Source organism: Mycobacterium sp. GA-1841 (assembly GCF_001954135.1).
In the GTDB taxonomy this organism is placed as follows: Bacteria; Actinomycetota; Actinomycetes; order Mycobacteriales; family Mycobacteriaceae; genus Mycobacterium.
The window spans coordinates 30,381-55,552 of record NZ_MBEQ01000071.1; the positions used below are offsets into that span (position 1 = coordinate 30,381).

Below are 25,172 nucleotides of genomic sequence, written 5' to 3' on the forward strand. Positions count from 1 at the left end.
ACCTACGGGTCGAGGCCATGGATCGCCATCGAGCCGGGTAATCCTCCTGCGCGATAGCCGATCTCGTCGTGTCATGTCGATCGTCGTCCAATCGGGGTCGGTGGGCAATGGACTCGCCGCTGTCGCCAAGGGAGCATCGACTCCGCGTCGTCCGTGATTCGCATCGAGTGGGATTCTGGGTGCGGAGGTCGGGCCCGCGGCGAAGGGGGTCGGTACTGATCGCCGGGTGTCGCCGCCACCTTGAGCGAACTCAGTCAGTTGGTTGCCGTCATCTCCTCAATCACCCGATCGTGGGTGTGGACGAGGGGGGACCACAGCGGGTGCACTCGGTCGGGAATTACGATGTGCGCGCGCTGGCGCGCCCTGGTCAGGACGACGTAGAGCAGTCGCGACAGCGTCGGGTACGGGGGGCCCTCGTCGCCGTGGTACTCGTCGTCCTGCAACAGCAGGATCGTCGCGTCGGCCTCCCTTCCCTTGGTTTGATGCAGGTTCATGACCTGCAATGGGTGCGGTCGCAATCCCGCGTCGCCCACAAGCGCTGCATGTCGTGATCGCTCCAAATCTGCTTCGACTGCGCTGAAGGGCTCGCCGTCGCGGAGGCGCCGCAGGGCTGCACGTGTACGACGTGCAGCTAGGGACCATGTCTCCTGGCCGCGGTGCGTTCCCAGACGCGCGTAGGCGTTCGCGACCACTTCGGCGAGCCCCTCTACGTCCAACGGGTTCGACGCCGCGAGAAGATCTCCCGTTACGTCCGCGAGTGCGCGTTCGAACGCGGAGTTCGTCCCCTGCACAATCTGTTTGACAAGCGGAGTGCGCGCCCGGTGGTTCGCTGCGACGAACACCGCGAAGGCCTGTCGGCCCGGAACGCCCTGCAGTGCGTAGCGGAGCATGGCTGCCTGCGCGTTGAGCGCCTCTCCGTACGCCTCCGACAGGCCGACCTGCTCGTGCCGTACGCCGTTCTCGGTCAACACATCCGAGAGTTCCGTTGTCGCAGCGTTGGTGTGGGTGAAGACGCTCACGGTGTGCCGCGCCGAGCGTTCGGCGGCGATGATCTCCATAGCGGTCTGGTAGCGGTCCCCGGCCCCGCTCCGTGTAACGACGAGACGTTGGCTCGTCACGGCACCTATCAACGCCGGGTCGTTGAATCGGCGTTCGCGTGCTGCGTCAGCGGCCGCGGGTAGCACTCCCGTCGGGTCGCGGTGACTCGTCGCCGGCAGGTCGATGCCGATCGCGTCCGGAAGCAGCAAGGCCTCCGCCACCCGTCGCTCCGGGTCGATCCGCTTCATCTCGGCGTAGATGCACTGATTGACGTCGCCGAGCAAAATCCGGCGCGACATCGGGGCGATGGATTGCGTGAACCGCCACTCCTCATCGCTGGTGTCCTGAAACTCGTCACAGATCACCAACGGGTAGCGGCGTTGGTAGTACGCGGACACCGCGTCGTTGCCCAGGATGTCGAGTGCCAGCGGAATGAGCTGCGCATATCGGAGCCTGTCGGCGGCGGGCCCCTGCACCCGGTACTCCGCTTCGGACTGGATCCGTAGCGGCGGAGGATGGCCGTACGCTGGTCCCCAGTCGGTCACGACGCGGAACGCGAATCCGTGAAAGGTGACGACGTCCATGCGCGACAGCAGCGGGCCGACCACCGGACCGGCGCGCTCGACGACCTGAGTCACCGCGGTCCTGGAGAAGGACAGGAACAGCACCCTCGCCCGCGGTGGCAGCGGCGATGCCGCCTTGTCGATCAGCATCCTGCGACGACGCGCGTCCCGCGACGCGTCGTCGGCGCGGATGAGGGCCGCGGCGGCGGCCGCGGCTGTCGTCGTCTTGCCGGTACCGGCTCCGCCAAGCACTACGGTCACTGCCGCCGTCGACTCGATCACGTCGGTCTGCGTCCCGACGGGGTTGTAGGTCACTGCGCGGCTTTGGCGCTCGTCGCGGCGGGCGGCGACGACAAGTCGACACGGCTCGGCCCGCCGTAGGCGGGGTCCGCGACGCGGTTCACGGTCGTAAGGGCCTCTTCGATGACCGGAGGCAGCGCGCCCGAATTCTCGACCACGGCGTCCAGGAACTGCTCCTGCAGGCCCTTCTTGTGTAAAACCAGCGACACGGCGCTCGACAACTCACTATCGGACCTGCCCAGGGACGGATCGGGAATCCCATAGGTTGGCAGCACGCCGGCGGCGGCGCGGAGATGGACTGCGTCGACTCCGGTCTGTAGTGCCTGCTCGATTGCGGTCTTGGGGGGGAGCCGAACGACGACGTCGCACGCGGCCTCGATATCGGCTAGTACGGTCGCCGAGGTCTTGTCCGGATCGCGGTCGATGAGCGCGATGACGCGGAAGCCAAAAGCACGCGCGAGATCCGCCACTCTCGGGATCTGACCCGTCCCGCCGCCGGAGCCATTGTCTGCCGACACAAGACGGACACCCACCGCCGCCAGCGGAGGCCGTGTGGTTCCGTAGTACCGGTCCGCTGCGGTGAAGGTCGTCAGATCGTGCGGGCCCTCCACGATCGCAACCACCGGCGCCGTCAAGGCGGGCAGCAGCTGGGTGTGCACGAGGCGCCGCACCGCGATCTCCTTCTTGTCGACCGGCGCCGCAAGCCGATGATGACTCCGGACTCCACCGAGGCGCGCGAGTCGCACCAATTCGGCAGGGACGAACGCGCGTGCCACCTCCGGCCTGCGCGTGGACAACCACACCTGCGCGGCCGCGGCGCGCAGCGACGCGGCCAGATGCTCGGATGTGGCCGCGTCGAGGCCGTCACCGAAGTCGTCGCCGAGCACGACCGCGTGGTGGGTGGTGGTGGCGAGGAGCAGTGCCTCGGCCGCGGCCAGGACCGCCGACGTCGTCGATCCGTGGTTCGGCAGGCCCAGCAGTCCCGCGTCGTCGAGTTCGAGCGCAGGCTGCACGGTGCGCAGCAGAGCCGACAGCGAGCCGTCCTCAGGCTGGAACCGCACCGCCTCGGCGGTGATAGCCGTGTCGGCCAGACGCTGAGAGAGACCGCCGACCTGCAGGACGTCATCGACGGTCGCCGAGATCGTGGGATGCGCCGCGAGTGTGGCCGTCGCGGCGGCCACCGACTGCTCGAGCGCGCGAAACGCTGCAGAGGCGCCCTCAGCGTCACGTTCGTCGACCAGGCGCCGCAGGACACCCTCCGCTCGTAACTGCAGCGGACGCTGTGCCGAGAGGACGATCACGGGCAAGGCGCGGCGCGTTGCAGCGGGCACCCTCGCGTACTGCGCTGCCGTGGGATCGCTGCGAGCCGGGTAGTACACCACGTGCTCGAGACCGTCGGTGACCGGATCGTAGATGACGCGATAGCACAGCCGCACTCCGAATGCCGCGTCGGGTGCTGCACTGCCGCTCCCGTCGATCTGGTCGTCGACATCTAACGGTTCGAGGAACCCATCGCATAATTGCTCAAGCTCGGGGTCGAGGTCGACGAGGGTCACCTCGACTTCGGCGAACGGTGCCAGACCCGGTTCGTCCGCGGCGGTCGCCCCGGACGACCCCGAGGACGATGTCTTCGCGCTCGGCTGATCACCGGGCCGACCGTCCGGAACGGCGGGGTCGACGCCAGCGGTCTGCGCGGCATCAGCGGTCATCGAAGTCGTACGCCGGTGCCGGCGGATGTCGGTGAGCAACGGCTGCACCCGGATGTAGGCCGGATCGAGCACTCTAGAGAGCGCAGCGATCACATCGCTGCGACCCGATCTGGGCACGCCCGCCAGCACCAGGTGCCCCTGCGGGCGAAGCTCCAGCTCTGGCCAACCACGGAAGTCCTTCAGTCGCAGGAGCGAGACGCGCACATTTCCCCTCTCGAAAGGCCGGAACCAGCCCGCACCATTTTAGTGACCTGCGCGACAATGAGACATCGACCAAGCGCTGACGGTGCCGTGAATCTCACGCCGGCTGCGTTCCGGTGGTCGCGGCGGCGGATCATCGCCGTCGGCGACAGCGGCCGTGGCGAGACGGTGGTGTTGCGCGCTGCAGATCGACGTCGGGCTCCTGGCACAACCCGATTGATCGTCGATGGTGCCCGAAGCCGCATTGCTTTCGTGTGCAATGAGCAGGGAAAGGCGAAGGAACGACGATGGACCCTGTTCGAAAGTGGGGTGCCGGTGCCGTCGCGGCCGCTTATTGCCGGCCGGAACGCCCCGAAAGTTCCGCAGAGAACTGAATGTTGTTACTTGGCCTTCTGCTCTAGCAGGGCGACCAGGTCCTCGGGGAAGCCCGCGAGCAACTTCGCCGACTTGAGCGGTGAGCTCTCATTCTCACTGCGGTTTGGGTCCGCACCGTGGTCAAGTAGGAGACGGATCATCGATCCGTCAGGGCAGTTCCGGCGCCGCTTGCGTACAGCGACCCATAGTGGTGTGTTGCCCCAGACGTTGATGGGATCGATGTTCGCGCCGTTGTCGAGCAGCGCCTTGGCGAAGTCGACGTTGCCGCGATCGGCCGCGATGTGTAACGGTGTCATGTCTTCGGGTCCGGGGGTGTTGATGTCGCTGCCGGTGGCGAGTTCGACACCGAATGCCGCGACGTCGTTGTCCATCACCGCGCGGTGGATCGGCTTGAGGGGGTCGATCTTGGGCGGGCGACCGCTACGAGCCATAAGAATGTGCTTCGACGAAGATCAGGCCTGGTGCGCTTTCTGTTCGATCAGTTCGATGAGATCGTCGGGGAATCCGGCGATCCGGCGAATCATCACCAGGGGGGAGTTCTTGCCCTCGGTGCGGTTGGGGTCGGCGCCGCGGTCAAGGAGGAGGCGGATCATCGATCCATCGGGACATGTTCGGCTCTGCTTCATGATTGCCATCCACAACGGGGTGTTGCCCCAGACGTTGATGGGATCGATGTTCGCGCCGTTGTCGAGCAGCGCCTTGGCGAAGTCGACGTTGCCGCGATCGGCCGCGATGTGTAGCGGTGTCATGTCTTCGGGTCCGGGGGTGTTGATGTCGCTGCCGGTGGCGAGTTCGACACCGAATGCCGCGACGTCGTTGTCCATCACCGCGCGGTGGATCGGCTTGAGGGGGTCGATCTTGGGCGGGCGACCGCTACGAGCCATAAGGATGTGCCTCCGTTACTGGAATAGGGGTGGTGGGTGCATCGGCATTCACGGTAGCTACCGCGGTGAGAAAGGCATCATGTAGGACGTCTGAGAGTTCGGTGATCCCATCACGTAGCCGGGCGCGAGCGTCGGCGCTGACGAATAGCCCGTGCAACACTAGCCAGGCATCGTTGGCTGTGCTGTCGCCCATAACGTAGGTGCTGTATTGCGCCCACATACGCCGTCCCGCGGCACTGAAGTAGCCGCTGCTGCGCACCGCGCACACTTGCCGCCACGCAGGCACAGTCAATGGGTGCGTCGTGAGCGACTCGGCGCCCAGTCCGCGCAAGGTGCAGTCGTTGCGTTCAGTGATGACGCCGCAGGGCGGGAAACCGGTGAATCGATAGACGCTGATGGTTTCGCAGCCGTCCCACCCGCCGTCGACGCGAGCGTCGGCGACGGCCGTCCTGGTGGGCCGGACAGGCGCGGTATCGAGTTGGACGACTTGCCACGTGTCCGGAACAGTCAACTGCCACAACCATTCCGGGGTCTCCTGCGGCGGGAGCAGCCTGAGGTCGGCGACATAGGGGACGATGGCGTCGACGACTGATTCCACCGTGATCAGTCGACGGTGGTCATTGTCGGGGTTCGCGGGTGGGTCGGTCATCATTTGAGCGGATAGACCAGTTCGCCGGCGAATTTGCCGAGGAGCGCGAGGAACGCGCCGATTCCCGCCACGACCCCAGCTCCTTTCCCGGCTTCCTCGGGCGTGATGTTCACGTCGGGCATGTGCACCGATATGTCGGGCGGAGTCCACCCCGGTGATGGAGCCGGCGGGGCAGGGGCGGGCAGGGCGTCGATATTGACGCCGATCGGACCACCCAAGGGATTGTGCGTGTATTCCCCGCCGCCCGCGCCGGTGAGCCACGGCGGCAGCGGTGGCGTCGGGGCGACAGGCGGAAGTCCCGGAATCGGCGAGTGATGGCTGCCATCGAACGAGGGCAAGGCGACGGGCGGATGGTTCAACACATTCGGCAGATTGGGCGGCAGTGAGATGCTTGGCGCCGAGGTGCTACCCGCCGCAGCGTTGGCACCGCCCAGCAGGCGCTCCGGCGTCCAGGCAGGATTTGGTGCGTAGGGGCGGTGGTCCTCGTTGGCGTGGCCGGAGTTCTCTGCCGGTGTTTCCAGCCGGAAGTGCTCGTGGCGATTCACAAAGTCGTTGAGTTCCTGTTGCGTCCAGCCCTCCTCGGCCGCTTGCCGCAATATTCTCCAGTTCTCGGAGCCAAAATCGTGTCCGAGGTGGAATCCTCCTTGAGCCGGGATGGTCATCGCCCCTGGCGTTCCCTCTGCGACACGCCTGCCCGTAGTCTCATCGACCCAGATCAACTCACCGGCAGCGTTGCGCGCCGCCGGGATCACATCACCGCTGACGTCTGACAGGAAGTCGCCTTCAGGCGTGCGGAGCGCATCGGCAAAAACTCCCAGCCGCGTAGACAGCCGGATGTAGGGCCGATGCAGCTTCGACATGAAGTTGGCGGCGGTTTCTTCGGCCTGCGCGTAGGCGTCGTTCGCGTTCAGACCACGGTTGGACGCGACTACGAGGCCCTCGCGCAGTACGTTCTCCAGCTGTGCCGCTTCAGCCGCAGAAAGATCCTGTCCGTTGAGCAGATCGCTAAGGGCCGCTTTGAGCTGGGCGTCCGACATCGGCCCCGACCCGTCGTTCGGCGCACCAACCACGGTCGGATGGTTGGGGTCTTCCTCAGTCTCGTGGTCGATGAGATACACCTGACCGTTGCCCTTGTCGCCCTCGCCGTCGAACCGGATCGCCTCCAGTTCAGCGGCTTTGGCTTCAAGCCGGTCGCCGACGAGCTTGTCCGCTTGCGCGAGTTGCTGGGCGGTCCATCGGATGTCCTCCGCATGCTCTGCGGCGGCTCTGTTCCGGTCGACGATCGTGGTGATGTCGTACTTGCGAGTGTCTGTGACTGACAAGTCTTCGGCGACGCGGAAATCGTCGTCTTCGGCGGCGGTGATCGCTTCCACGGCCTTGTCTTTGGCGGCCTTGATGTCGTGGCTGCCGTTCTCGGCGAGGTCAGCGGCTTCGCGCAGCACAGCGCCCTGACGACCGACCACCGCGAGGTCCGCGGTCACCCGGTCGAGTGCGGCGTCCTTTGCATTGCCCTCCCAGGTGGTACCGCCCGGCGAGGACACGTTCTGGCGGTGCAGGTCGAAGGCGCTCTCGCTCGCAGTGGCGGCCGTTCGCCAGATGCTGGCCGCCTCGGTGACGTGCGAGGTGCTCCACGCCTCGATCTCCGAGCGTGTGGAGATTGGGGCGGGAGCAGCCGCCGGACTCACACAGACACCGTGGTGATGGCGTCGGACCCATCCGTGTCAGTGGTGTCGTACCGGGCGCCGCTCACGGACAAATCATCGGCCTGCCCGGTAATCCGGCTCGACTGCCGCTGACGTACCGATGCCAGCGCCGCGTTGACTGCGGCCACCCCAGCACCACTCGGGTATGTGGAGCACGAATCACCGCCAGCCGCTGCTTTGAGAGTCGCGGACACGTCATCGCTAGTGGCGGCCGCGATCCGCAGGCCACTTGCGTCGACTTCCAACCCGTTTGCCACGTCATCCCCCCAACCACGACGTACATCCTCGCGTGAGGCTACCGCACGGTTTACGCCTCCTTGGGCACGAGATTGCTCACGCGGACGCCGGAGCGACGAGTACGACGGTTCGGCACTTGAGGGGGAACCATTCGGGGGCTGGCAGCGTCTAAACCAGCGTGGATGTGTTATCAGAGGATCTGAGCGGGCCCGCTCTGCCGGACTGGGCCGAGACGTACCTGGCCCGGGAGCGTGACTGGCATCGACTGCTACGAGCTAGCGGGATGGTGACGGCGGAGAACGCCGCTGAGGGCCTGCGACGGTGGATACGGTCCTGACCTCAGTCGAACGCCAGTATCCATGCGAACGGTGTGCGGAAGCGCTGACCGGCACCACCTCATCACCACCAATCGCGTATACCTCGCCGTGTCAGACCCAACCCCTACAGTCCGACTCAGCACAACTGTCAGAAGGGGCACACGGCACAATCTGTGAGTGGACCGCAACCGGGTGCAGGAACTGCACTACATCACGCCGCTGGGCAACCTGGCGTCGATCCTGCAGCATGGCATTGTCAGCCACAACCGCGCCGCCACACTCCCACACACATCGATCGCCGACGAAGGAGTGCAAGACCGCAGGACCGGCAAGCCGGTACCCGGCGGCATGCAACTACACGACTACGTCAACCTCTACTTCCATGCCCGCAACGCCATGATGTCCAAGCGATACCCGATGCGATCGACACTGGCAGTGCTCCGGATATCACCCGCAGTGCTCGACATGCCTGGCGTAGTCATCACCGACGGCAACGCCGCCTCCACAGTGACCAAGTTCGGCTCATCACCGAACGCCTTGGCCGGCCTCGACCCCGAACGCGTCTACGCCCACACCTGGAACCACCCCGACCCCTGGATCAAACGTGAACAAAAGCGCCAACGCTGCGCCGAGGTACTGGTGCCGCACAGAGTCGGCCCGGAATATCTCACCGGCTGCTACGTGCACACCGCCGACGGCATCGGCCAATGCAATAAGGTCAGCGCAGAATTGGCAGTGGAGGTGAACGCGTATGTCTTCTTCGGATGACCGTTCCAACGTGCGCCTGGTCACCGGCAACGTGCTGGACTCGCCGGCACAAACCATCGTCAACACCGTCAACTGCGTCGGAGTGATGGGCAAAGGCGTCGCCCTCGCATTCAAAAAGCGCTACCCCGACATGTTCAAGGACTACGTCGTCCGCTGCGATCGCAAAGAAGTGCAACTCGGCCGCCCCTACCTGTACAAGGCCGACGACCACCTCATCATCAACTTCCCGACCAAAGGCCACTGGCGCGCCGTGAGCCGCCTGCAAGACATCGTCGAAGGCCTCCAATACCTGCAGGCCCACTACAAAGAATGGGGCGTGACCTCCCTCGCGGTCCCGCCACTCGGATGCGGCAACGGCCAGCTCGAATGGAAAGTCGTCGGCCCCACGCTGATGCGCTATCTGCAGCAGCTCGACATCCCCGTCGACCTCTACGTGCCCCACGGCGAATCACCCGACGTCGAACAGCTTTCCCTCGATCTCGACCACCCCAGCGCCGATTCCGGTGATGTAGACACCACCGACCGCTACGTGCCACCGGAATGGGTCGCCATCATCGCGATCCTCGACCGCCTGCAACGCCAAGAGCACCACTGGCCGGTCGGCCGCGTCATGTTCCAAAAGCTGGTCTACTTCGCCTCCCAGACCGGCATCCCCACCGGCCTCGACTTCCACAAAGACAGCTACGGACCCTTCGCGCCGACCCTCAAACGTCACCTCGCGACGCTGCAGAACAACGGCCTCGCCATCGAACAGCAAGCTGGCAACATGTTCATCGTCCGAGTCGGCCCCACCTACCGCGACGCCGTCAGCAGCTACCGCGACTGCATGGAGCAGTGGCGCACCGCCGTTGATCGCACCGTCGACCTGATGGCCCGCATGAACACCAAGACCGCCGAAGTCGCCGCCACCGTCCACTTCACCGCGGCGGCCCTGGCCGACGAGTACGGCCGCCGGCCAACGGCCACCGAAGTCATTACCTCGGTCGAGCAGTGGAAAATTCGCCGCACCCCCAAAGTTGAGCGCAGTGACATCGTCGACGCTCTCGCAGTGCTGGGCCTGCGCGGCTGGCTCGACGTCGAACTCGATGACGAAGCCGCCGAAATGGTCGACGAACTCGTCGACAGCTGACACTCATCCCGGAGGCGGCAAACCGACAGCGCAATCATTCAGAACAGACATGTGGAGCGACGATAAATGGCTGAGCCGGAAAGCTTTCCACCTATGGTGTTCATGGGTGTGAAGAACGAACCCAGCGCGCGACGCGCCACCATCCGCGAGTTGACACCGCAATTCCATCGCCCACCCGACGCGGTGTGGGCGCAGTGCTTCCGCATCGAATGCACCACGTCTCCGCAGATCGACTGGCACGACGCCGACTTCGCGAAGTGCACCGCTGGACAGGAGACCCCCCCATGATCGACGCACTACGCGACGCCACTGCCGCAGCAGACAAGCGGTTCATCGCACAACTGAGACAGACAGACCCCGACATCGCCTCCGACGTCGTACAAGCCGAGATCATCAGCGCAGCATCAGTAAGTGCCGACGGCCCATAACTGCTCCCGATCGGCCCACCCACCCGCCTCTACTAGCGGGCTCTAGTCCTGGCCAGTCCGGAAAACGTCGCGGTGCTGCTGCTCCGCTACACCTGCCACCGAACGATCCTGCACGCCGGTGACTCACAATGAGGAACGATCGCCTCCCGTGTCGCGGCGGAGGTCGACGAAGTTGGGCGTCACGGGTAGGCCATGCCCTCCGCGGCGAACAACGCTTCGATCAGGATGCCGTTCGTAGCTCCCGCGATGCGCTCGTCGATGCCGTCAATCGTCAGGTCGAGTGCCCGTAGGGAACCGCCGATCTTGATAATGGCCAGGCACCGCCGGACTCGGTCGGAGTGGTCCTGTGCGTAGCACGCAAGTGCCGACCATTTCGCCGAGGTGTCGGCGAGGTCGTAACGGTGCGGATCCACGATGTCCATGACGAACTCACCGTCTGCGTCGTCGTGCCAGAACAGAAAGTCCGGGTGCATCAGCTGGTACTTGTCGCCGAACAGATAGGGAACGGCGAGTGCATGTTGTCCCGACGAGGGGTTTCGGTACCACGCCACCAGTGTGCTCGCTCCAAGTTCCGATTCGAGCACTGCGGACTCCCAGGACGAACGGGAGGTGTCGACGGGGAATTCGCCGGCGTTCGGCTTGCCGTCGGGGATCACGTAGAGGTGATAGGGGTATGTCGCGATTGCCTCGGTGGTTTGTCCGCGGACCTTTTCGGTTGCCGCCGGGTAGACGTCGCGCACTTCGACCGTCGTGGGCAGCATCGGCATTCCGCCCAGGTGCCAGAGCGGCTCGATTTGATCCCGGACGTGGCGTTGACGCCTCGACACCTCCGAGCGGTGCTGTTCCCGCCAGGTACTGATCAGTGCTGCGGCCTGTGTGTCGATGATTTCCTTGAAGCCCAGTTCTGCCATGGCCGTTAAGCGCGCGGCCGCGTCGACTTCGTCCTCCCCGGCGTCGCACAAGGCGTTGTAGTACCAGTTCGCCGAGCCGTCAGGCAGGACCCGCTGGGCGCGGCGGAAGTATCCGTCCAAGTCACGCTCGTTGGTTGGGGTGTCAGCCTTGACGATGCTCTGCATGAGGGTCTCGCCGTAGGCGACCATGGTGGTGCTGACCGTCAGCGACAGGATGTCCTTGACCTTGGCGTCGATCTCATTGCTCCGCTGGCCATCCGCGGCTTTCGTCTGGTCGATGATCCATTGCTTGGCCTTCGCTGAACCCTGACTCACAAGACCGTGCTCGGTGAGCGCGGCGGCGAGCCGCATCAATTGCGCTGTCCGGGACGAGAACGTCGCCCTCTGCCGGGTGTATGAGGGCACGGTGTCCAGTAGGTCGAACACCTCGGCCGGCACCTTCGGTGAACGTACGCACATCACCGGAGCCACGACGACGTCGACTTCGACTGTCTCGTCCTCGGTGAGCGCGTTGACAACTCGCGCAACGTGCTCGGTGCGGAACCCGGGTAAGTACGCGGCCACCTCGTTCAGTCGGTCATCGCCCTCGACCCGCTTCGCCAGTGGCGTCCGGACCAGCCGGCCGATCAGCTGAGCGATCTCCGTGTAGGAGTCCTTGCCCTGGAACGACACCAACACCTCGGCCCGCGGGCAGTCCCAACCGGTGGTGAGTGCCGACTTGAACAGCACCACCCGGGCGCGATCATCGCCGGAGATCGCCTCCGGCGGCAGGTACCGCACACTGCGGTCACCAACCTTGAGCGGACCGTGAGGGTCGCCGAACGCGTGGGCGACGGCGTAGTCGGACAGTTCCGACCATGCGGACTCAAGCACCGACAGGATCTCCGCAAGCCGGGCCTCAGTCACCTTCGGCTCGACCTGCACTACCAATAGCGGCTCCACCAACCGGTCACCGGTCGTCTCGTGGTGCGTCCGCCAGGCCGCATCGGCGTTCCGTAGATCCTCGACGGCGAGGGTCAACATGGTGTTGTCGGCGGACTGCGACTCGCCGATGCTGCGTAACAGGATTCTGTCTTTGAGCAGTCCGGACTCGCGTACGTCGCCCGCCTTTACTTCGACGAGTCGCATTGTGCGGTCCGCGGCCTGCATCGCGGTTTGGAATCTGTCTGGAGTGGCCGAGATCCCGAGCACCACCGGGGCGGCCGGTTGCTTGGTCCCGATGTTGGTCACACCACCTCCGACGATGGTGCCGGCGATCGACTTCCGCTCCGTGCCCTTGGTTCCCGAACCGCGGTGCGCCTCGTCCCAGATCACGAGAAAGTTTTCGCCACGTTCACGCACGGTGTTGGCGATCATGTCCCAACCGCCGTAGGTGCGCTTGTCGTTGTGGGTGCCGTCGGGCCGCGTCGCGTGCAGAGTCGAGTTCTTCTGCATCGCCTGGATGTGCACGAAGTAGATGAGGCCGGGTTCGAGGGTCCGGTGGTCTTCCTCTCCTAGGTACCGGATCTGGTTCATGTCGATCCCGCCGCCGGATGCTTGGTGGATCTTGCTGATCGTCTGGGCGTTGAGAGAGCGGTCGTCGGTGATCCACAACACCGTCATGTTCGGGTTGGCTGCCCGTGTCGGAGTGCCTTTGTACAGGCCTTCGAGGACCGCGGTGGCGATGACTGTCTTGCCGGCGCCAGTAGGGGCGGTGAGCCCGACAGCGGTGCGCTCACCGTCGTCCAGGTAGCCAGCGCGGGCCTTGGCCAGGTGGGAGAGCACGGACTCGACGGCCGTGCTTTGGTAGGGCTCTAGCGCGAATCTCACCGCGTACCGCCAACCGTGTTGATGGTGTAGTTCGACAGGTAGTCCTCGTATAGCTGGACCGTGTCGATCCCAACCGGCAGGCGCTCGGTGGCCTGCTGGTACTCGGCTGGGGAGTCCGTGATGATGAACAGCACGGACGGTGCACGTCCGTCTACCGCAGCATCGGCTACCGCTGCGGCGAACCCGGTGAGTGCGTCGATGTCGAACAGCACTCCATACGCGTCGGTGAGCGCCCATCCTTCGGCCGGCAGATCTTCGATTCGTCTGCCGCGGGCACCGCTTTCGAGCCAGAACAGCGGTGCGACGGCAGGGAACTCCTGTCCGCGGCGCACCGCGGAGGGGTCGAGGTACGTGAGGTCGAACATCTCGACGTTCGCAGCCAACCCGTCGGAGTAGACCGACCCGTCCGGTCGCTTGCCGGTCACCACGGTCGATATCCTCGGGCGGCAGACGTACTCGAATACGCCACGTTCCTCCCATTCGGGATCGCCAGGGTGTACTCCTTCCGATCGGAGTTTTTTCGCCTCCTTGGCGCCCAACTCGTTGTTGGTGACGAGGATCGATTGCCGGGTGCCGCCGTCTTCGGCGTTGAGTTGCATGACGGCCTCGGTGGTGGTGCCGGATCCGCCGAAGAAGTCCAGGATCACTGCATCCTTTGGCGCTGCGAGCCGGAACCACCGCATCAGCACTTCGTGGTCCTTCGGGAAAGGGAATCGCTTGTCTCCGAAGATGTCCTGCAGGTGCCGCCCGGAGTGCGTCCGCAGCCGTTCGAATACGGACTGGACGACATTGCCGGAGGTGTGTTCCAAGGGACGCTTCATGCTGACCACGTCTGCGTGCGAGTCGCGGAAGATGATGCGCCCTTCCTTGATCATCTTCTGCATCGTTGTCTTGGAGTAGGCCCACCCGTTCGGGTGCATGCGGCACGGCTTGCCGGTCTTCGGGTGCGGAAGGTCATACCGCAGGTTCGGCCGCGGGCTGGGACTACGGGTGTCGGCATCTCGGCAAAGCGTCCCGTCAGGTAGGAACCACACGTTCCGGGCTAGCGCTTGCACCGGCGAATCTTTCGGCTGAGACTTGAACCATGCGCGCATCGCCGCAGTCGCCTTGACATCGTCCGGGCCGTGCTCCTTCCATACAGCCGCACCCTGTTCGAGAACCTGTTGGACGCCGGGCTTCTCCTCACGCCAACGAGTCTCCCGTGCGGCCAACGCAGACTCGTCGCGTGCGTAGATCAGCATGTAGTCCGCGCCGTTGGACACGTAGCGGGAGTCGTTCTTGCGACCGCCCTGCCACACGACATCCGAGAGAAAATTGTGGTCACCGAAGACCTGGTCCAACAGCATCCGGAGTCGGTGGTGCTCTTCATCGCCGATCGCCACGATGATCACGCCAGTCGGCTTCAGCAGGCCTCGTGCGATCCGTAGCCGGCGCTCCAAGAATGACAGCCACTTCGACGACTTCGCGCGGTCGTTTTGGTCGACGTACCGGTCGTTGTAGATCCAGCCGTCGTTGCCGGTGTTGTAGGGCGGGTCGATGTAGATCAGGTCGACCTTCTCGCGATGCGTGGATCGCAACGCCTGAAGCGCGTGGAAGTTCTCGCCGTTGATGACCACGTGCCACGGCCCATCGTCCGGGCCGTTTGGGATCCGTTCGACCGAGCGTAGGCCTGGGTAGATCGGCTCCCCGAACTCTCGAACGACGACGAGCTCGGCGACTGGTCGCTCACCGCCGTCTCCGGTGAGCACCGCGACCTCGCGGGTCCGGTCGGTAAAGCGCTCCACGGTCCACGTATCGGCGCTTGACTCGTCGCGCAGCGCCACACTGATGCCCTTGCGAATCGGGTAGTCGGTCAGGCGCACTGACTCCGGAAGATGCCTGTCGAAGAGGAGTCCGAACCGGCGGGATCCGCGCAGCAGTTCCACCTCGATGGCGAGTCGATTGCGCAGAGACTCGTCCTGGATCCGGCCGATCAGCTGGTCGAGGACGTTAGTCTCGTCTGCCATCTAGCCGCCCCTCCAGCGCCGCGTTCATCAAGTCCCCGGAAGCCTATGTGGCGGCAGGTCCGGGGTGTCGAGCTGCTCCCGGTTTCTCGGCTTTTGTCGCGCTGTGGTGACCGGCTCGATGCGGAAGCGCAACAGTGCAATGTCAGAGGCATCACCCGGTCCGATCCGCCGCGGCAGCTTACGGTTCTGCATGCCGATCGGCTCCATCCATGCGCTCCCCGAATAGATTCGGAGCGTGACCGCTGTGCCGCCGTATCAGGATCTGCTCTGGCCCGCTGTCCTCGCGATGCGCGACCTCGGCGACTCGGGATCTATCGACGAGATCACTGAGCGTGTCCTCGAGCGGGAGAACTTCTCTGAAGCGCAGCAGTCGGCCCTGCACGGTGACGGACCCGGAACCGAGATCGCCTACCGGTTGGCGTGGGCGCGGACATACCTCAAGGGGATGGGCCTCGCCGACAACTCACGCCGCGGTGTCTGGAGCCTCACCGCCGCGGGCCGGACCGTCACCGAACCCGAGATCGAGCCGCTGCGGCAGAAATACATCGCTGCCTCCCGGAAGCCGCGTAGGCGCAAAGCCACTACCGACGACCCTGCAGAGCTGTTCGACACGAACCCGGAGGGGGCGAGCCGCGAGGAATCCTGGCAGGACCAGCTTCTCGACGCCGTGATGCAGATGGAGCCCGCCGCATTCGAGCGGCTTGCGCAACGGCTTCTCCGCGAGGCCGGATTCACCAACACAAGGGTCACGGGCAAGTCCGGTGACGGCGGCATTGACGGCGTCGGCGTGTACCGCCTTTCCCTCGTGAGCTTCCCCGTGTTCTTCCAGTGCAAGCGGTACGTCGGCTCGGTCGGAGCTGGGGCGGTTCGCGACTTCCGCGGTGCGATGATGGGCCGAGGCGATAAAGGCCTGATCATCACCACCGGCACCTTCACCGCCGACGCTAAGGCCCATGCAGCACGAGACGGTGCACCACCGCTCGACCTCATCGACGGAGCCAGGCTGTGCGAGCTGCTCAAGGAGTTCGACATGGGAGTCACCACGCGGATTCGGCAGGTCGAAGATGTGTCCGTCGACAGCTCGTTCTTCCAGAGGATCTAACCGTCCTCGCCCAGTGCTGTGTACCCGTGATGACTGATACCCAATGAGCGATGCCCCACTAGTAGGGCAGACTCTTTTGCTGTCTGACTGGCTACTGGTGTCGTGCCGACTCGACCCAGTCAGACAGATCCCGCAAGAGCCGCCCTGTGGGCCGAGCGCCGCCGTGCGGTGGGCCGGCGGATCCGCAGTGTGCGACTCCAGCGCGGTTTGACTCAAGAAGCGCTCGCCCTGGAGTCAGGTGTCACGCGCAATGTGCTCATCCACGTCGAGCACGGCAAGCGCGGGCTGTTATTCGAGCGGCTGTATGACATCGCCGAGGTACTGGGGGTGACGGCCGGCGACTTGCTTGACGACCCGACCGACGACTGAACCGTCTAATTGCGCATCTGCGTGCGACGCGGATGCGATCGACTCGAGTGCGGGAGGCAATGGTGGGGCAGCGATTCACATTCTGAGGTAGCGGGGTTCAGTGCGCACCAAATTCGAATAGCGAACCGTCCGTTCGTCGGTTGCCGTACACGGCAGCTCTTCGCGGGAATGCGCTGCGGTGATGCCATCACATTGCTTTGTTGCGGAAGCGTTCCACACAGTCAATCGGAGACTCATTCGTTCTCGGCCATTGCCGATGCTCGACGTACCATCCACTGCTGAACGACGTGGCTACCTGCAGCGCGAATCGCATCGCGATGCGTTGCCATGTGGCGCTGCCTGCGGCTGATCAATACTTTTTCGATTTTATTGCGGTATCCATCCGGGTTCTCCTCGATTGAAATCTCGGTACCGCCTGAATCCAGTCGACTTTCTTGATCGTTATGTGTGGCCGATTTGTCCACTGCCGCAGCAGCGGACGGATGTATGCCCGGCGCTCCGCCCGTCAACGGGGCGCCACCAAAAAACAGGCCGCCAATCTCGGTCTCGAACTCGTCGACATCGGATCGATCCGGAGCGACGGCGACCGCGCCTTCGGCGACTGCGGCCCGGTGTCGATTGATGATCGAACCTGGCGTCGTGCAACTGTCGTCGCAGCATGCCGCGGTCAGCTCCGCGCCTTGGTGCAACAAGCTTGCCGCAATGAACGTCTGCCGGGCGACCTGGCTTGATACGGCAAGGGTTTCGGTGAGGGTTCCAAAGTCGATGGTGGCTTCTTGGTCGATCGCATGTAGTGCTAGCAGGCACTCCAGAATGGACACGCGCAGTTCGTCAAGTACCTCGACCGCCAGTGCTGTCGCTGATTGTTTGCTGTCGCTCATTCCATCGAGAACCATCGAGCGAATGTACTACTAGTAGTTCTTTCATCCGCGTCCGCTGCCCCAAACGGTTTCTGATCGGCAAAACGCGTCACCACAGTGCTCGACCGCGGGGACCGAACGAGGGGTATGACCGCTCCACCAAGCGTCCAGGTCATCTATCCACCCCGATACCTTGACGTATGCCGCCCACAGCATTACCACTACGAAAATCGTGGCCGCGGCTATCGCGACCCTGTCCGCTACCGCCTCCCAGTCAGTTCTGGGTTTAGGCGGCGGCGTCGCTCTTCGAACTGGCTGCCGAGCTGTCGCACGGGGCACCGACCCGGGCGTCGGCACCACCGGCGGCTGAGGCCTCGGCGCCGGGGGTGCAGAAGGCGCCTCGGCGTCACCACGTTCCGCAGCACCAGATTCATCGGGCTCTGGCAACTCCGGTTCCACTGTGACCGCTGCAGCTCCCGCGGCCGCCGCCTCGTCACGGGCGATGCGGGCACGGATCTCGTGGAGATCATCCAGCAATACCCAGCCCGTTTTGGGTCGACCGGATGGTGATCGTGGCATAGCAGGGTCACGGCTTACCCAGACTCGGCGTCCTTCCAGGACCTGCTGCATGAATACCTGCAGGTCCAACTTGCACGTGCGCAGATATGGCGGCTCGCTAATCAGCTGCCACGTCGTGGCCCATACATCGACCGTTGCGAATTCGTCGAGCGCCTCACTGTCTAACCAGGGCTCGAACTCAACTGCCCACTGCTCTTTTCGCGTCAGCCGGCGATCAACCACCTTGAACCGTGCGGCCGGAAGCGAGAACAGCGCATTCCGACTTGTGGGGTCGTTTGCATCGTGCGATAGCAACCAAATCGTTTGCGCTGCACCGCCTTCACTGCGTGCGTTCGTCCGTCCCTTGAAATCAGTGCGGCGCTGCTGGACCTCAACTGCCATCCGGGCAGGCTCGACCCACACGTCCGCACGTGCGACACCCTCACCGTCAGGTCCGGTGAGCTCATGCTCAGGGACCGCCGCGTACCCCATCCGTCGGCAGAGAGCCGTTATCCGGTTCTGCATCCACCGATGACGCTCACTCATCCGACGATCCGTCTCAACAGGCTCTTCGGGCTTGCCGTCGTGGTGACCACAGCCACCACCAGAGCCCTTCGGGTAAGCCATGTGTCGACGCCGCTTGACTTCATCACAATCCACCGGGACCAGCGGCCCCCGGCAGCCTTCGCGATCACAAATGACCGAGTACCGGTTCTGCATGATCAAGGCCCAATCAGCGTCGTCGCCCGCCCACAGCGGACGCTCCAAAACGACGTCACGCAACAACGCGTGGCGCTTGATCCGCTTAGACCGCTCATGGTCATGGCCCCCGCTCATAGCAGCCATCATCGCGGCCCGCACCGACAAGTCGGGTCTTGTCGGACCCGACGCCTACCGTCAGGATCATGACCGCTGACTACGGGGGAGACGGGCGCTGTTATTTCACGGCACCGCCCGAGCTCCACACTGAGGGACAGCTACGTTCAGCAGGCTTCACACCGCTGAAGCTGGACAAGCCAGCAGCGTGGCTGCTGCAACCACGCGACGGTGAACTATGGCGAACCGGTCTATACCGCATCGCAGACGCAGTTCCAACGCATGCACACGATGGAGCCGACACCATCCGGCAAGAAGACATCGTCAAACGCCAATTGACGGTCGTCTGGTGGACGAACACCGCTAGGCCACCAAAATCGCGACAGCGCACTGACTATGAGCGTCGGACAAAAAACCACGCCACTATCGACGGTCAACTGACCCGATGCGGGTTTGCGATCCCAGAGCAGGCAATTGTCGTGACGCCGGCGGCCGACTGGCACCTCCATGTCAACTGCTACAACTGCGCCTATCGATTGTGGCCAGAGTATGGGCCTCCCGGTTTCAGGCGACCGGTGAGCGGAGACGATTTCCCCCCGAAACCCCTCAAATAGCTGCAGTCCGGGGCTGCCTCAGCCGGTCAATATCGCGTTCAACCGCTGGACAATTTTTCGCTGTGCTAAGGCACGTGGGTTCATCGCCGAGCTGTCCGCCGCTTTGCGAGAGGGGTGAAGTGCAGAGCAGAGCTTGTGCACCGACGCACCGACGGGACCTGTCGAAAACCCCGACATAGCTGATCAGCTCCGGCGAGCCGCGCGGCCACGGAACGCGATCACGCCGTTTCCGGAACGCGCCAGAGTATTCGGTTGTCTTGCTGCGGGTGTACACATAGCGTCGCGTCATGTCTGCCGACGCACCTACCATTTTGGCGACCAGCGGTGGAATTGCTGCGGGGCAACGCACACGGTTCACGTTCACCGCATTGACCGATTTCGCGGTGGAGTTGTCCGGGGTGACGGGCCGTGCGCCGCGGGTCTGTCTTCTGGCCACGGCAATGGGTGACGACAAAGCTGTGCTGCACTATCTGACGGAGGCCGCGCAGAGTCGGGGATTCGTGCCGTCGCATGTGGCGTTGTTCCCGATGCCCACCGTGGAGGACATCACGGCTCATTTCCTGGAGCAGGATGTGGTGTGGGTGTTCGGTGGCAGTGTCGCCGGTCTGCTCGCGATGTGGCGCCTACACGGGATGGATGACGCGCTGCGCACGGCGTGGCAGGCCGGGGTGGTGTTGACCGGTATCTCGGCTGGGTCGATCTGCTGGCATGCCGGCGGTACCACCGATTCGTTCGGACCTGATCTGCAACCGGTCAGCAACGGCCTCGGTTTCGTCCCATACGCCAACGGTGTGCACTACGACTCCGAGGAGCAGCGCCGCCCTCTCCTGCATCGACTGGTCGGTGACGAACTGTTGCCCGCAGCGTATGCCACCGACGACGGAGCCGGCCTGCTGTACCTTGGCACCGAGTTTGTTGAAGCCGTCGCCGAAAACCGCACTGCCGGAGCTTACTTCGTCGAAGCGGGTGACGGCATCGCCATCGAGACGTCGCTCGATATCAGGCGGCTGTAGAGCATGATCGCAATCACCTGGCGGGAAGCTCGCCCCGAGGACTTCGAATACTTCTTTGACCTGCATCGGCACACACTGGGCCCCTACGTCGACCAGGTGTGGGGGTGGGATGACGACGAACAGCGTGCCTACCTGCACCGCACCATCGATTTCGATACGACCCACGTCATCGTCGTCGACGGTGCCGACGCCGGCCGACTCAACCTCGTCGAGCAGGGTGATGACGTCTATATCAGACTCATCGAAGTCGCCCCACACCTTCAACGACGGGGTATCGGCGGCCGCCTCATTCACAGCGTGCTCGCCTCAGCGGGCGCCGAAGGCAAGGGGGTTCGACTGAACGTGTTGGCCGTCAACGCTGGCGCTCACCGGCTGTACCGCCACCTCGGATTCCACGAAGTGAGCCGAGAGGGCACCGCTGCGCGTGTGCGGATTCAGATGCGGGCAGATCCGCTGACTGCCGCCGCAGATCCCGGTGTCGAGGTCGTCCCGGCGATGAGCGATCCTTGGCGAGTGCGTCCCGCAACCCCTGAGGATCGTGTCTTCATCGTCGAGATGGCTCGTCAGGCAAGCGTTCTAGAAGGCTGGGCACTACCCGCGGCCGACTCCGACGACGTTCGAAGTGTCCTGCCTGGCGATGACGACGAGGTGATAGTCGCCGAGAACCTGCTTGGCCGGCCCGCCGGGGCAGCGTGGACGTTCCACAGCGATCCGCCACTCATGGTGGACGCGACCGGAGCCTCCATACCCGAACTGGGTATCGCGGTGGCACACCAGAGCCGCGGACGCGGCGCAGGCAGCGCATTACTCGACGAACTGGCAGAGCGGTGTGCGCAAAGGTATGACGCGCTCTGTCTGAACGTGCACCAAAACAACCCCGCCCGCGCGCTCTACCGACGCCAGGGATTCGACGAAATCGGACAGGGGCGGGGCGCGCTGGGAGTGGCGATGCGCAAAGACCTCCGAGGGGCCCCCACGATGGGTGGCGGAGGGAAATGATGATGACAGGCAGCGTCGTGATGATCACCGGAGCGGGGCGTGGGATCGGCGCCAGCATCGCGCGACTGCTCCATCGCCGGGGTGCCCGCTTGGTGCTCACCGATATCGACGAAGTGTCTCTTGATGGCATTGCCGATGAGCTCGGTGACGACACCGTCGTGTGCATCGGTTGTGATGTCACCGATTTCGAGGCCATGCAGGCTGCGGCCGATACGGCTGTGGCGCGATTCGGTGGAGTCGACATGGTGGTGGCCAACGCCGGTATCGAGCAGTGGGCACCGGTGCGTACTGTCGAGCCGGACGACTTCCGGCGGGTCATCGAAACCAACGTCATCGGTGTCTTCAACACCGTCCGAGCCGTGCTGCCGTCGATAATCGAACGCCGCGGCTACGTCTTGGTGGTCTCATCGGTGTCGTCGTACACCGCGCTACCGGGCACGGCGTCCTACGCGGCGAGCAAGGCCGGAGTCGAGCAGTTCGCGAATGTGCTGAGGATGGAACTATCAGCCCACGGCGTTAGAGTTGGCTCGGCTCACATGTCACTGATCGACACCCCGATGCTGCGCGAAACCAAGTTCAGTGCACCCGGTTTCGTCAAGCTGCTCGCAGTGCTGCCGCTGCCATTGCGTCGACCGCTTGCGGTCGATGAGTGCGCGGCGCGGCTCGTCACCGCGATCGAGCGCCGCACACGCTACGTCGACGTGCCGCGATGGCTAGCCGCGACCCGGTGGCTCAAGCCACTGCTGTCAACTTCAGCGCTGCAACGACCGATGACGAAGCAGATGAAACACATCGAGACATGAGACCCCGCAACGGTGATGTGTTCTGTCTGTGGAGTCTTCAGTCTGCGTCAACGGCGTGTGGTTTGACTGCCAATTCGGGAGTCGATTGATCACGAATTCACGAGTCATTCCCGGATACGCGCCCTCCAGTCTTCGGCTTGGTCCGGATGCACCGTGCTCGGAGACTCATATGTCTTCTCCGATGTGTGGTAGACGGGTGCTTCACGATTTCGAGTCGACTGTTGGTTGCCGGTTGAGATTGGGCAGCAAATGCTTCGGGGATGTGGAGTGGGTGCCTATCAGCGACGGCGTCGAAGAGCGTGAAAAGCTCGAACAGTCGGGGCTGGCTGCTCCGCCAGATATTCACGAATTCGCGCCGCGCAGGACCGAATATCACCAGCGCTGGTGTCCACCTCAACGTCGTAGAGACCATGGTTGTGGGTGGGCTCGATCTGAGCGACAGCCGTGCCGACCACGCGGTCACCACGAGCGACTTCTCGATCCGTCAAGACCGCGGCATCGCAGTGCACGCCCACAAAGATAACGTCGACGTCTTCCATGACGGTAAGTAGATCAGCGAGCCTCCAGGGCTCACTCAGGACGTAATCCATCACGATGTTGTTCCCCGCCAACGCCATTCCTCGAACTGCGCGATGAAATCCAGCGCGGGTGCGGCGCAATACCTCGGTCAAACCCGCTTCGTCGAGATCGTGAGTCTGCGCTTCGGCGCGCATCGCCCCGAACATGTCCACGCCCATGTGAAACCACGGCGTGTCGAAGTCAGCCAGAAGCTGGCGGGCCAACGTGGACTTGCCTGAACTTGACACGCCGTTGAGTAACACCACCTGTCCGACAGCTGTGGCACCGACCATGACGACAATTTTCCCGTCTTCCTCACCCTGCCGCCATGGACCGTGAGTGAAGCATCCGTTACAGTAATCGCGATGCACGAAGTGACGTCCGTCCCAGAGGCGCAGGAAACCTGTCCACCCATCGCGACGGGCCCGGTGGCAGCCGTCGCGGCGGTGGCAGCCATTGTGGCGGCGCTTTCGGCGACACGTTATGGCTACTACTACGACGAGTTGTACTTCATCGCAGCTGGCAAGCGACTGTCCTTCAGCTACGCAGACCAGGGCCCCTTAGTTCCACTGCTTGCCCGATGTATGGATGGGATCTTTCCGGGATCATTTGCTGCGCTACGGATTCCGGCGATCATTGCGGCTCTGACGGTTGTCGTGGTCGGCGCGCTTATTGCGCGCGAACTGGGGGGCGGCCGAACGGCGCAGGTGTTGGCCGCGACCGCATGCGCGACTTCAGTCTGTGTGCTGGGTGAGGCGCATACGCTGTCCACCAACGGTATCGACACCGCTTTGTGGGCGGTGCTGTCTTGGCTGATTGTGCGATGGGTGCGCACTAGGCACGACTCGTTGTTGCTGGCGGCCGGTTTGGTGACAGTTGCGGCGTTACAGGTGAAATGGCTCATTCCGGTCTTTTGGGTCGTGATTGTGGTGGCTGCTGGATGCCTTGGACCCCGGGACTTGCTGCGCCGACCTGCGCTGTGGTGCAGCGGTGCGCTCGTGGCGGTGAGCGCGGTACCAATGCTGCTCTGGCAGTGGCAGCATGGTTGGCCTCAGGTGGGTATGGGCGCAGTGGTTCGGGGCCAGACCACGGGACTGGCGGGCGGTCTACTGCACTTCGTTCCTCAGGCGCTGCAAATGTGCGGTGTGCTCGGCGTTGTGCTGCTGCTGTGGGCACTGTGGCGTGTCTGGCGCTCCCCGCACTTGAGGCCGTACCGATTTCTCGGTTTGGCGTTTCTCCTGATGGTGGTGGTGTTCGCCAGCACAGGCGGCCGAACGGGATACGGCGCCGGCTTATACGTGGCGATCATCGCCATCGGCGCTGTGGAGCTGACCGCGGTGCGAACTCGTTGGACCATGGTGGTCGCTGTGCCGGCGGTCATCGCGTCGATCATCGCGTTCGTGTGGTGGCAGACGCCGTGGCGGCCAGTCTCACAACTTCCTCCGGCCGCCGATTTCGCCGATGGAGTGAACAACCAGGCGTACGGCGAGTTTGGCTGGTCGCAACTAACGGGAGCGGTGGTCGATGCGTATCAACAGTTGCCGCCCGAGCAGAGACGTACTGCCGTGGTTGTTACGGAGCGCTACATCCAAGCCAGCGCGCTGGACTATTACCGAACACCGGCCGGCCTGCCGGCGATTTACAGTCCCAAGCGCGGATTCGGATACTTCGGCGCTCCCCCCGACACGGCTCAGACTGTGGTGTGGGTTGGCAACACGGCACCCACCTTGCATCGATGGTTCACCTCGGTGGTGCCTGCGGCGCCCTTCAGTGTTCGGTTGGGCATGCCCCAGGTCACCCGCGACATCACTATCTGGACATGCACGGGCCCCAGGCGGCCGTGGTCGTCGCTATGGCCTGAAATGATTAATCTCTAAGCCCCTTATAGGGTTTGGTCGCTAATCAGGTCCGGGGTGCTGTCGTGGTGTCGGCGCTGCTCCACGGTGCTAGCAGGAATTCGTCGACAAACCGGGCAAAGGTGTCATCGACATGGATTGGGTCATCGGCTGTGAAGTACTCGATGATCAAGCCTTGGAAGGCTGCCAATGCGATGCGGGAACGGGTTTCAGCGATGTAGGCCGGAATTCCCAGGGCTTCGAGCCGGGCTTGGGAATTACGGGTCAGCAGCGACAGCGTGCTCCAGGTGTACGCGCGGTAGGCGCTGTTGCGCCCGCAAGCGGCGCCGAACACTTGCAAGACGATACGAAGAGTGTCACTGCGTTCGCCTCGGGTGCAAGCACGCCAGTCCTCGAAGCACCATTCCCGGTGCGCTGCAAGGGAGACTGGACGCTCCACATCCTCAGTCTCGGGAATGGCTGCACGCTGCTGGAGATTCAGCACCTCAAGAATCAGTTTTTCCTTGCTACCGAAGTAGTACACTGAGGTTCCCCAGAAAAAGTGGACGCGGTTAGCTTGCTTCCAGGGTGACAGTCAGGGCGCGCTCGTAGTTGATG

The 25,172-nt window shown here is 63.8% G+C and carries 22 protein-coding genes; 10 read left to right on the plus strand and 12 right to left on the minus strand.

Going from position 1 to position 25,172, the window contains the following annotated elements; all coding sequences use genetic code 11:
* Positions 1-254 precede the first annotated feature (254 nt).
* The 6 genes from A5740_RS17785 to A5740_RS17810 all read right to left on the minus strand — a co-directional run bounded on the left by A5740_RS17785 (position 255) and on the right by A5740_RS17810 (position 7,404).
* Positions 255-1,883 carry a UvrD-helicase domain-containing protein gene (locus tag A5740_RS17785; RefSeq protein WP_217696702.1) on the minus strand — a complete coding sequence of 543 codons (1,629 nt, stop codon included), beginning with the start codon at positions 1,881-1,883 and terminating at the stop codon, positions 255-257.
* Between the two features lie 29 nt (positions 1,884-1,912).
* Positions 1,913-3,814, minus strand: coding sequence for a hypothetical protein (locus A5740_RS17790; protein ID WP_076196088.1), 1,902 nt, complete (start codon positions 3,812-3,814; stop codon positions 1,913-1,915).
* Positions 3,815-4,191: 377 nt separating this feature from the next.
* Positions 4,192-4,617: an ankyrin repeat domain-containing protein gene (locus tag A5740_RS17795; protein WP_076196090.1), complete on the minus strand. Its 426-nt coding sequence runs from the start codon at positions 4,615-4,617 to the stop codon at positions 4,192-4,194.
* A 21-nt stretch (positions 4,618-4,638) separates the two neighbouring features.
* Entirely contained in the window at positions 4,639-5,070 is a 432-nt protein-coding gene (locus A5740_RS17800; protein WP_076196092.1) for an ankyrin repeat domain-containing protein, read from the minus strand.
* Positions 5,060-5,719 (minus strand): hypothetical protein, encoded by a 660-nt coding sequence (locus A5740_RS17805; RefSeq protein ID WP_139335195.1) that lies wholly within the window; start codon positions 5,717-5,719, stop codon positions 5,060-5,062. Before A5740_RS17805 ends, A5740_RS17800 begins: the two co-directional genes overlap by 11 nt.
* Positions 5,719-7,404 carry a GH-E family nuclease gene (locus tag A5740_RS17810; RefSeq protein WP_076196097.1) on the minus strand — a complete coding sequence of 562 codons (1,686 nt, stop codon included), beginning with the start codon at positions 7,402-7,404 and terminating at the stop codon, positions 5,719-5,721. The genes A5740_RS17805 and A5740_RS17810 overlap by 1 nt, the downstream gene beginning before the upstream one ends.
* 749 nt (positions 7,405-8,153) lie before the next feature.
* Between A5740_RS17810 and A5740_RS17820 the strand changes: the two genes are divergently transcribed.
* The 4 genes from A5740_RS17820 (at position 8,154) to A5740_RS28760 (ending at position 10,301) form a co-directional block, all read left to right on the plus strand.
* Positions 8,154-8,744, plus strand: a complete 591-nt coding sequence (locus tag A5740_RS17820) for a DUF4433 domain-containing protein (protein ID WP_076196101.1) — start codon at positions 8,154-8,156, stop codon at positions 8,742-8,744.
* A complete protein-coding gene (locus tag A5740_RS17825; protein WP_076196103.1) occupies positions 8,728-9,873 on the plus strand; it encodes a macro domain-containing protein in 1,146 nt (381 codons plus the stop codon). Before A5740_RS17820 ends, A5740_RS17825 begins: the two co-directional genes overlap by 17 nt.
* 66 nt (positions 9,874-9,939) lie before the next feature.
* Positions 9,940-10,161 (plus strand): hypothetical protein, encoded by a 222-nt coding sequence (locus A5740_RS17830; RefSeq protein WP_139335196.1) that lies wholly within the window; start codon positions 9,940-9,942, stop codon positions 10,159-10,161.
* On the plus strand, positions 10,158-10,301 hold the full coding sequence (locus A5740_RS28760) for a hypothetical protein (RefSeq protein ID WP_175616279.1): 144 nt from the start codon (positions 10,158-10,160) through the stop codon (positions 10,299-10,301). The genes A5740_RS17830 and A5740_RS28760 overlap by 4 nt, the downstream gene beginning before the upstream one ends.
* A 179-nt stretch (positions 10,302-10,480) precedes the next feature.
* Here the strand turns inward: A5740_RS28760 and A5740_RS17835 are convergent, their stop codons facing one another.
* Together A5740_RS17835 and A5740_RS17840 are read right to left on the minus strand one after the other, a co-directional pair.
* Positions 10,481-13,021, minus strand: a complete 2,541-nt coding sequence (locus tag A5740_RS17835) for a DEAD/DEAH box helicase (protein ID WP_076196108.1) — start codon at positions 13,019-13,021, stop codon at positions 10,481-10,483.
* Positions 13,018-15,027: a site-specific DNA-methyltransferase gene (locus tag A5740_RS17840; RefSeq protein ID WP_076196110.1), complete on the minus strand. Its 2,010-nt coding sequence runs from the start codon at positions 15,025-15,027 to the stop codon at positions 13,018-13,020. The genes A5740_RS17835 and A5740_RS17840 overlap by 4 nt, the downstream gene beginning before the upstream one ends.
* A gap of 235 nt (positions 15,028-15,262) precedes the next feature.
* Here A5740_RS17840 and A5740_RS17845 point away from each other — a divergent pair, with 235 nt between their 5' ends.
* Together A5740_RS17845 and A5740_RS17850 are read left to right on the plus strand one after the other, a co-directional pair.
* Positions 15,263-16,129, plus strand: a complete 867-nt coding sequence (locus tag A5740_RS17845; RefSeq protein WP_256386377.1) for a restriction endonuclease — start codon at positions 15,263-15,265, stop codon at positions 16,127-16,129.
* Between the two features lie 102 nt (positions 16,130-16,231).
* Positions 16,232-16,498, plus strand: a complete 267-nt coding sequence (locus A5740_RS17850) for a helix-turn-helix transcriptional regulator (protein WP_076196114.1) — start codon at positions 16,232-16,234, stop codon at positions 16,496-16,498.
* 233 nt (positions 16,499-16,731) lie between these two features.
* Here A5740_RS17850 and A5740_RS17855 read toward each other — a convergent pair whose 3' ends face one another.
* A complete protein-coding gene (locus A5740_RS17855; protein WP_076196116.1) occupies positions 16,732-17,394 on the minus strand; it encodes a hypothetical protein in 663 nt (220 codons plus the stop codon).
* Positions 17,395-17,421: 27 nt separating this feature from the next.
* A complete protein-coding gene (locus A5740_RS28445) occupies positions 17,422-18,753 on the minus strand; it encodes a hypothetical protein (RefSeq protein WP_139335197.1) in 1,332 nt (443 codons plus the stop codon).
* An 880-nt stretch (positions 18,754-19,633) separates the two neighbouring features.
* Here A5740_RS28445 and A5740_RS17860 point away from each other — a divergent pair.
* From A5740_RS17860 to A5740_RS17870, 3 genes are read left to right on the plus strand one after another with little or no spacing between them, the layout of a single operon-like run.
* Positions 19,634-20,359: a peptidase E gene (locus tag A5740_RS17860; RefSeq protein ID WP_076196118.1), complete on the plus strand. Its 726-nt coding sequence runs from the start codon at positions 19,634-19,636 to the stop codon at positions 20,357-20,359.
* A gap of 3 nt (positions 20,360-20,362) precedes the next feature.
* On the plus strand, positions 20,363-21,358 hold the full coding sequence (locus A5740_RS17865) for a GNAT family N-acetyltransferase (protein WP_076196120.1): 996 nt from the start codon (positions 20,363-20,365) through the stop codon (positions 21,356-21,358).
* A 2-nt stretch (positions 21,359-21,360) separates the two neighbouring features.
* The gene (locus A5740_RS17870) at positions 21,361-22,161 is read left to right on the plus strand and encodes an SDR family oxidoreductase (protein WP_254849236.1); all 801 of its coding nucleotides are present in this window, start codon (positions 21,361-21,363) and stop codon (positions 22,159-22,161) included.
* Positions 22,162-22,439: 278 nt separating this feature from the next.
* On the opposite strand, the gene A5740_RS17875 is transcribed toward A5740_RS17870, so the two are convergent.
* Entirely contained in the window at positions 22,440-23,012 is a 573-nt protein-coding gene (locus A5740_RS17875) for a chloramphenicol phosphotransferase CPT family protein (RefSeq protein ID WP_076196122.1), read from the minus strand.
* Between the two features lie 72 nt (positions 23,013-23,084).
* On the opposite strand from A5740_RS17875, the gene A5740_RS17880 reads away from it, so the two are divergent.
* The gene (locus A5740_RS17880) at positions 23,085-24,596 is read left to right on the plus strand and encodes a glycosyltransferase family 39 protein (protein ID WP_076196124.1); all 1,512 of its coding nucleotides are present in this window, start codon (positions 23,085-23,087) and stop codon (positions 24,594-24,596) included.
* Positions 24,597-24,621: 25 nt separating this feature from the next.
* On the opposite strand, the gene A5740_RS17885 is transcribed toward A5740_RS17880, so the two are convergent.
* Entirely contained in the window at positions 24,622-25,098 is a 477-nt protein-coding gene (locus tag A5740_RS17885; RefSeq protein WP_254849237.1) for a TetR/AcrR family transcriptional regulator, read from the minus strand.
* Between the last annotated feature and the right edge of the window lie 74 nt (positions 25,099-25,172).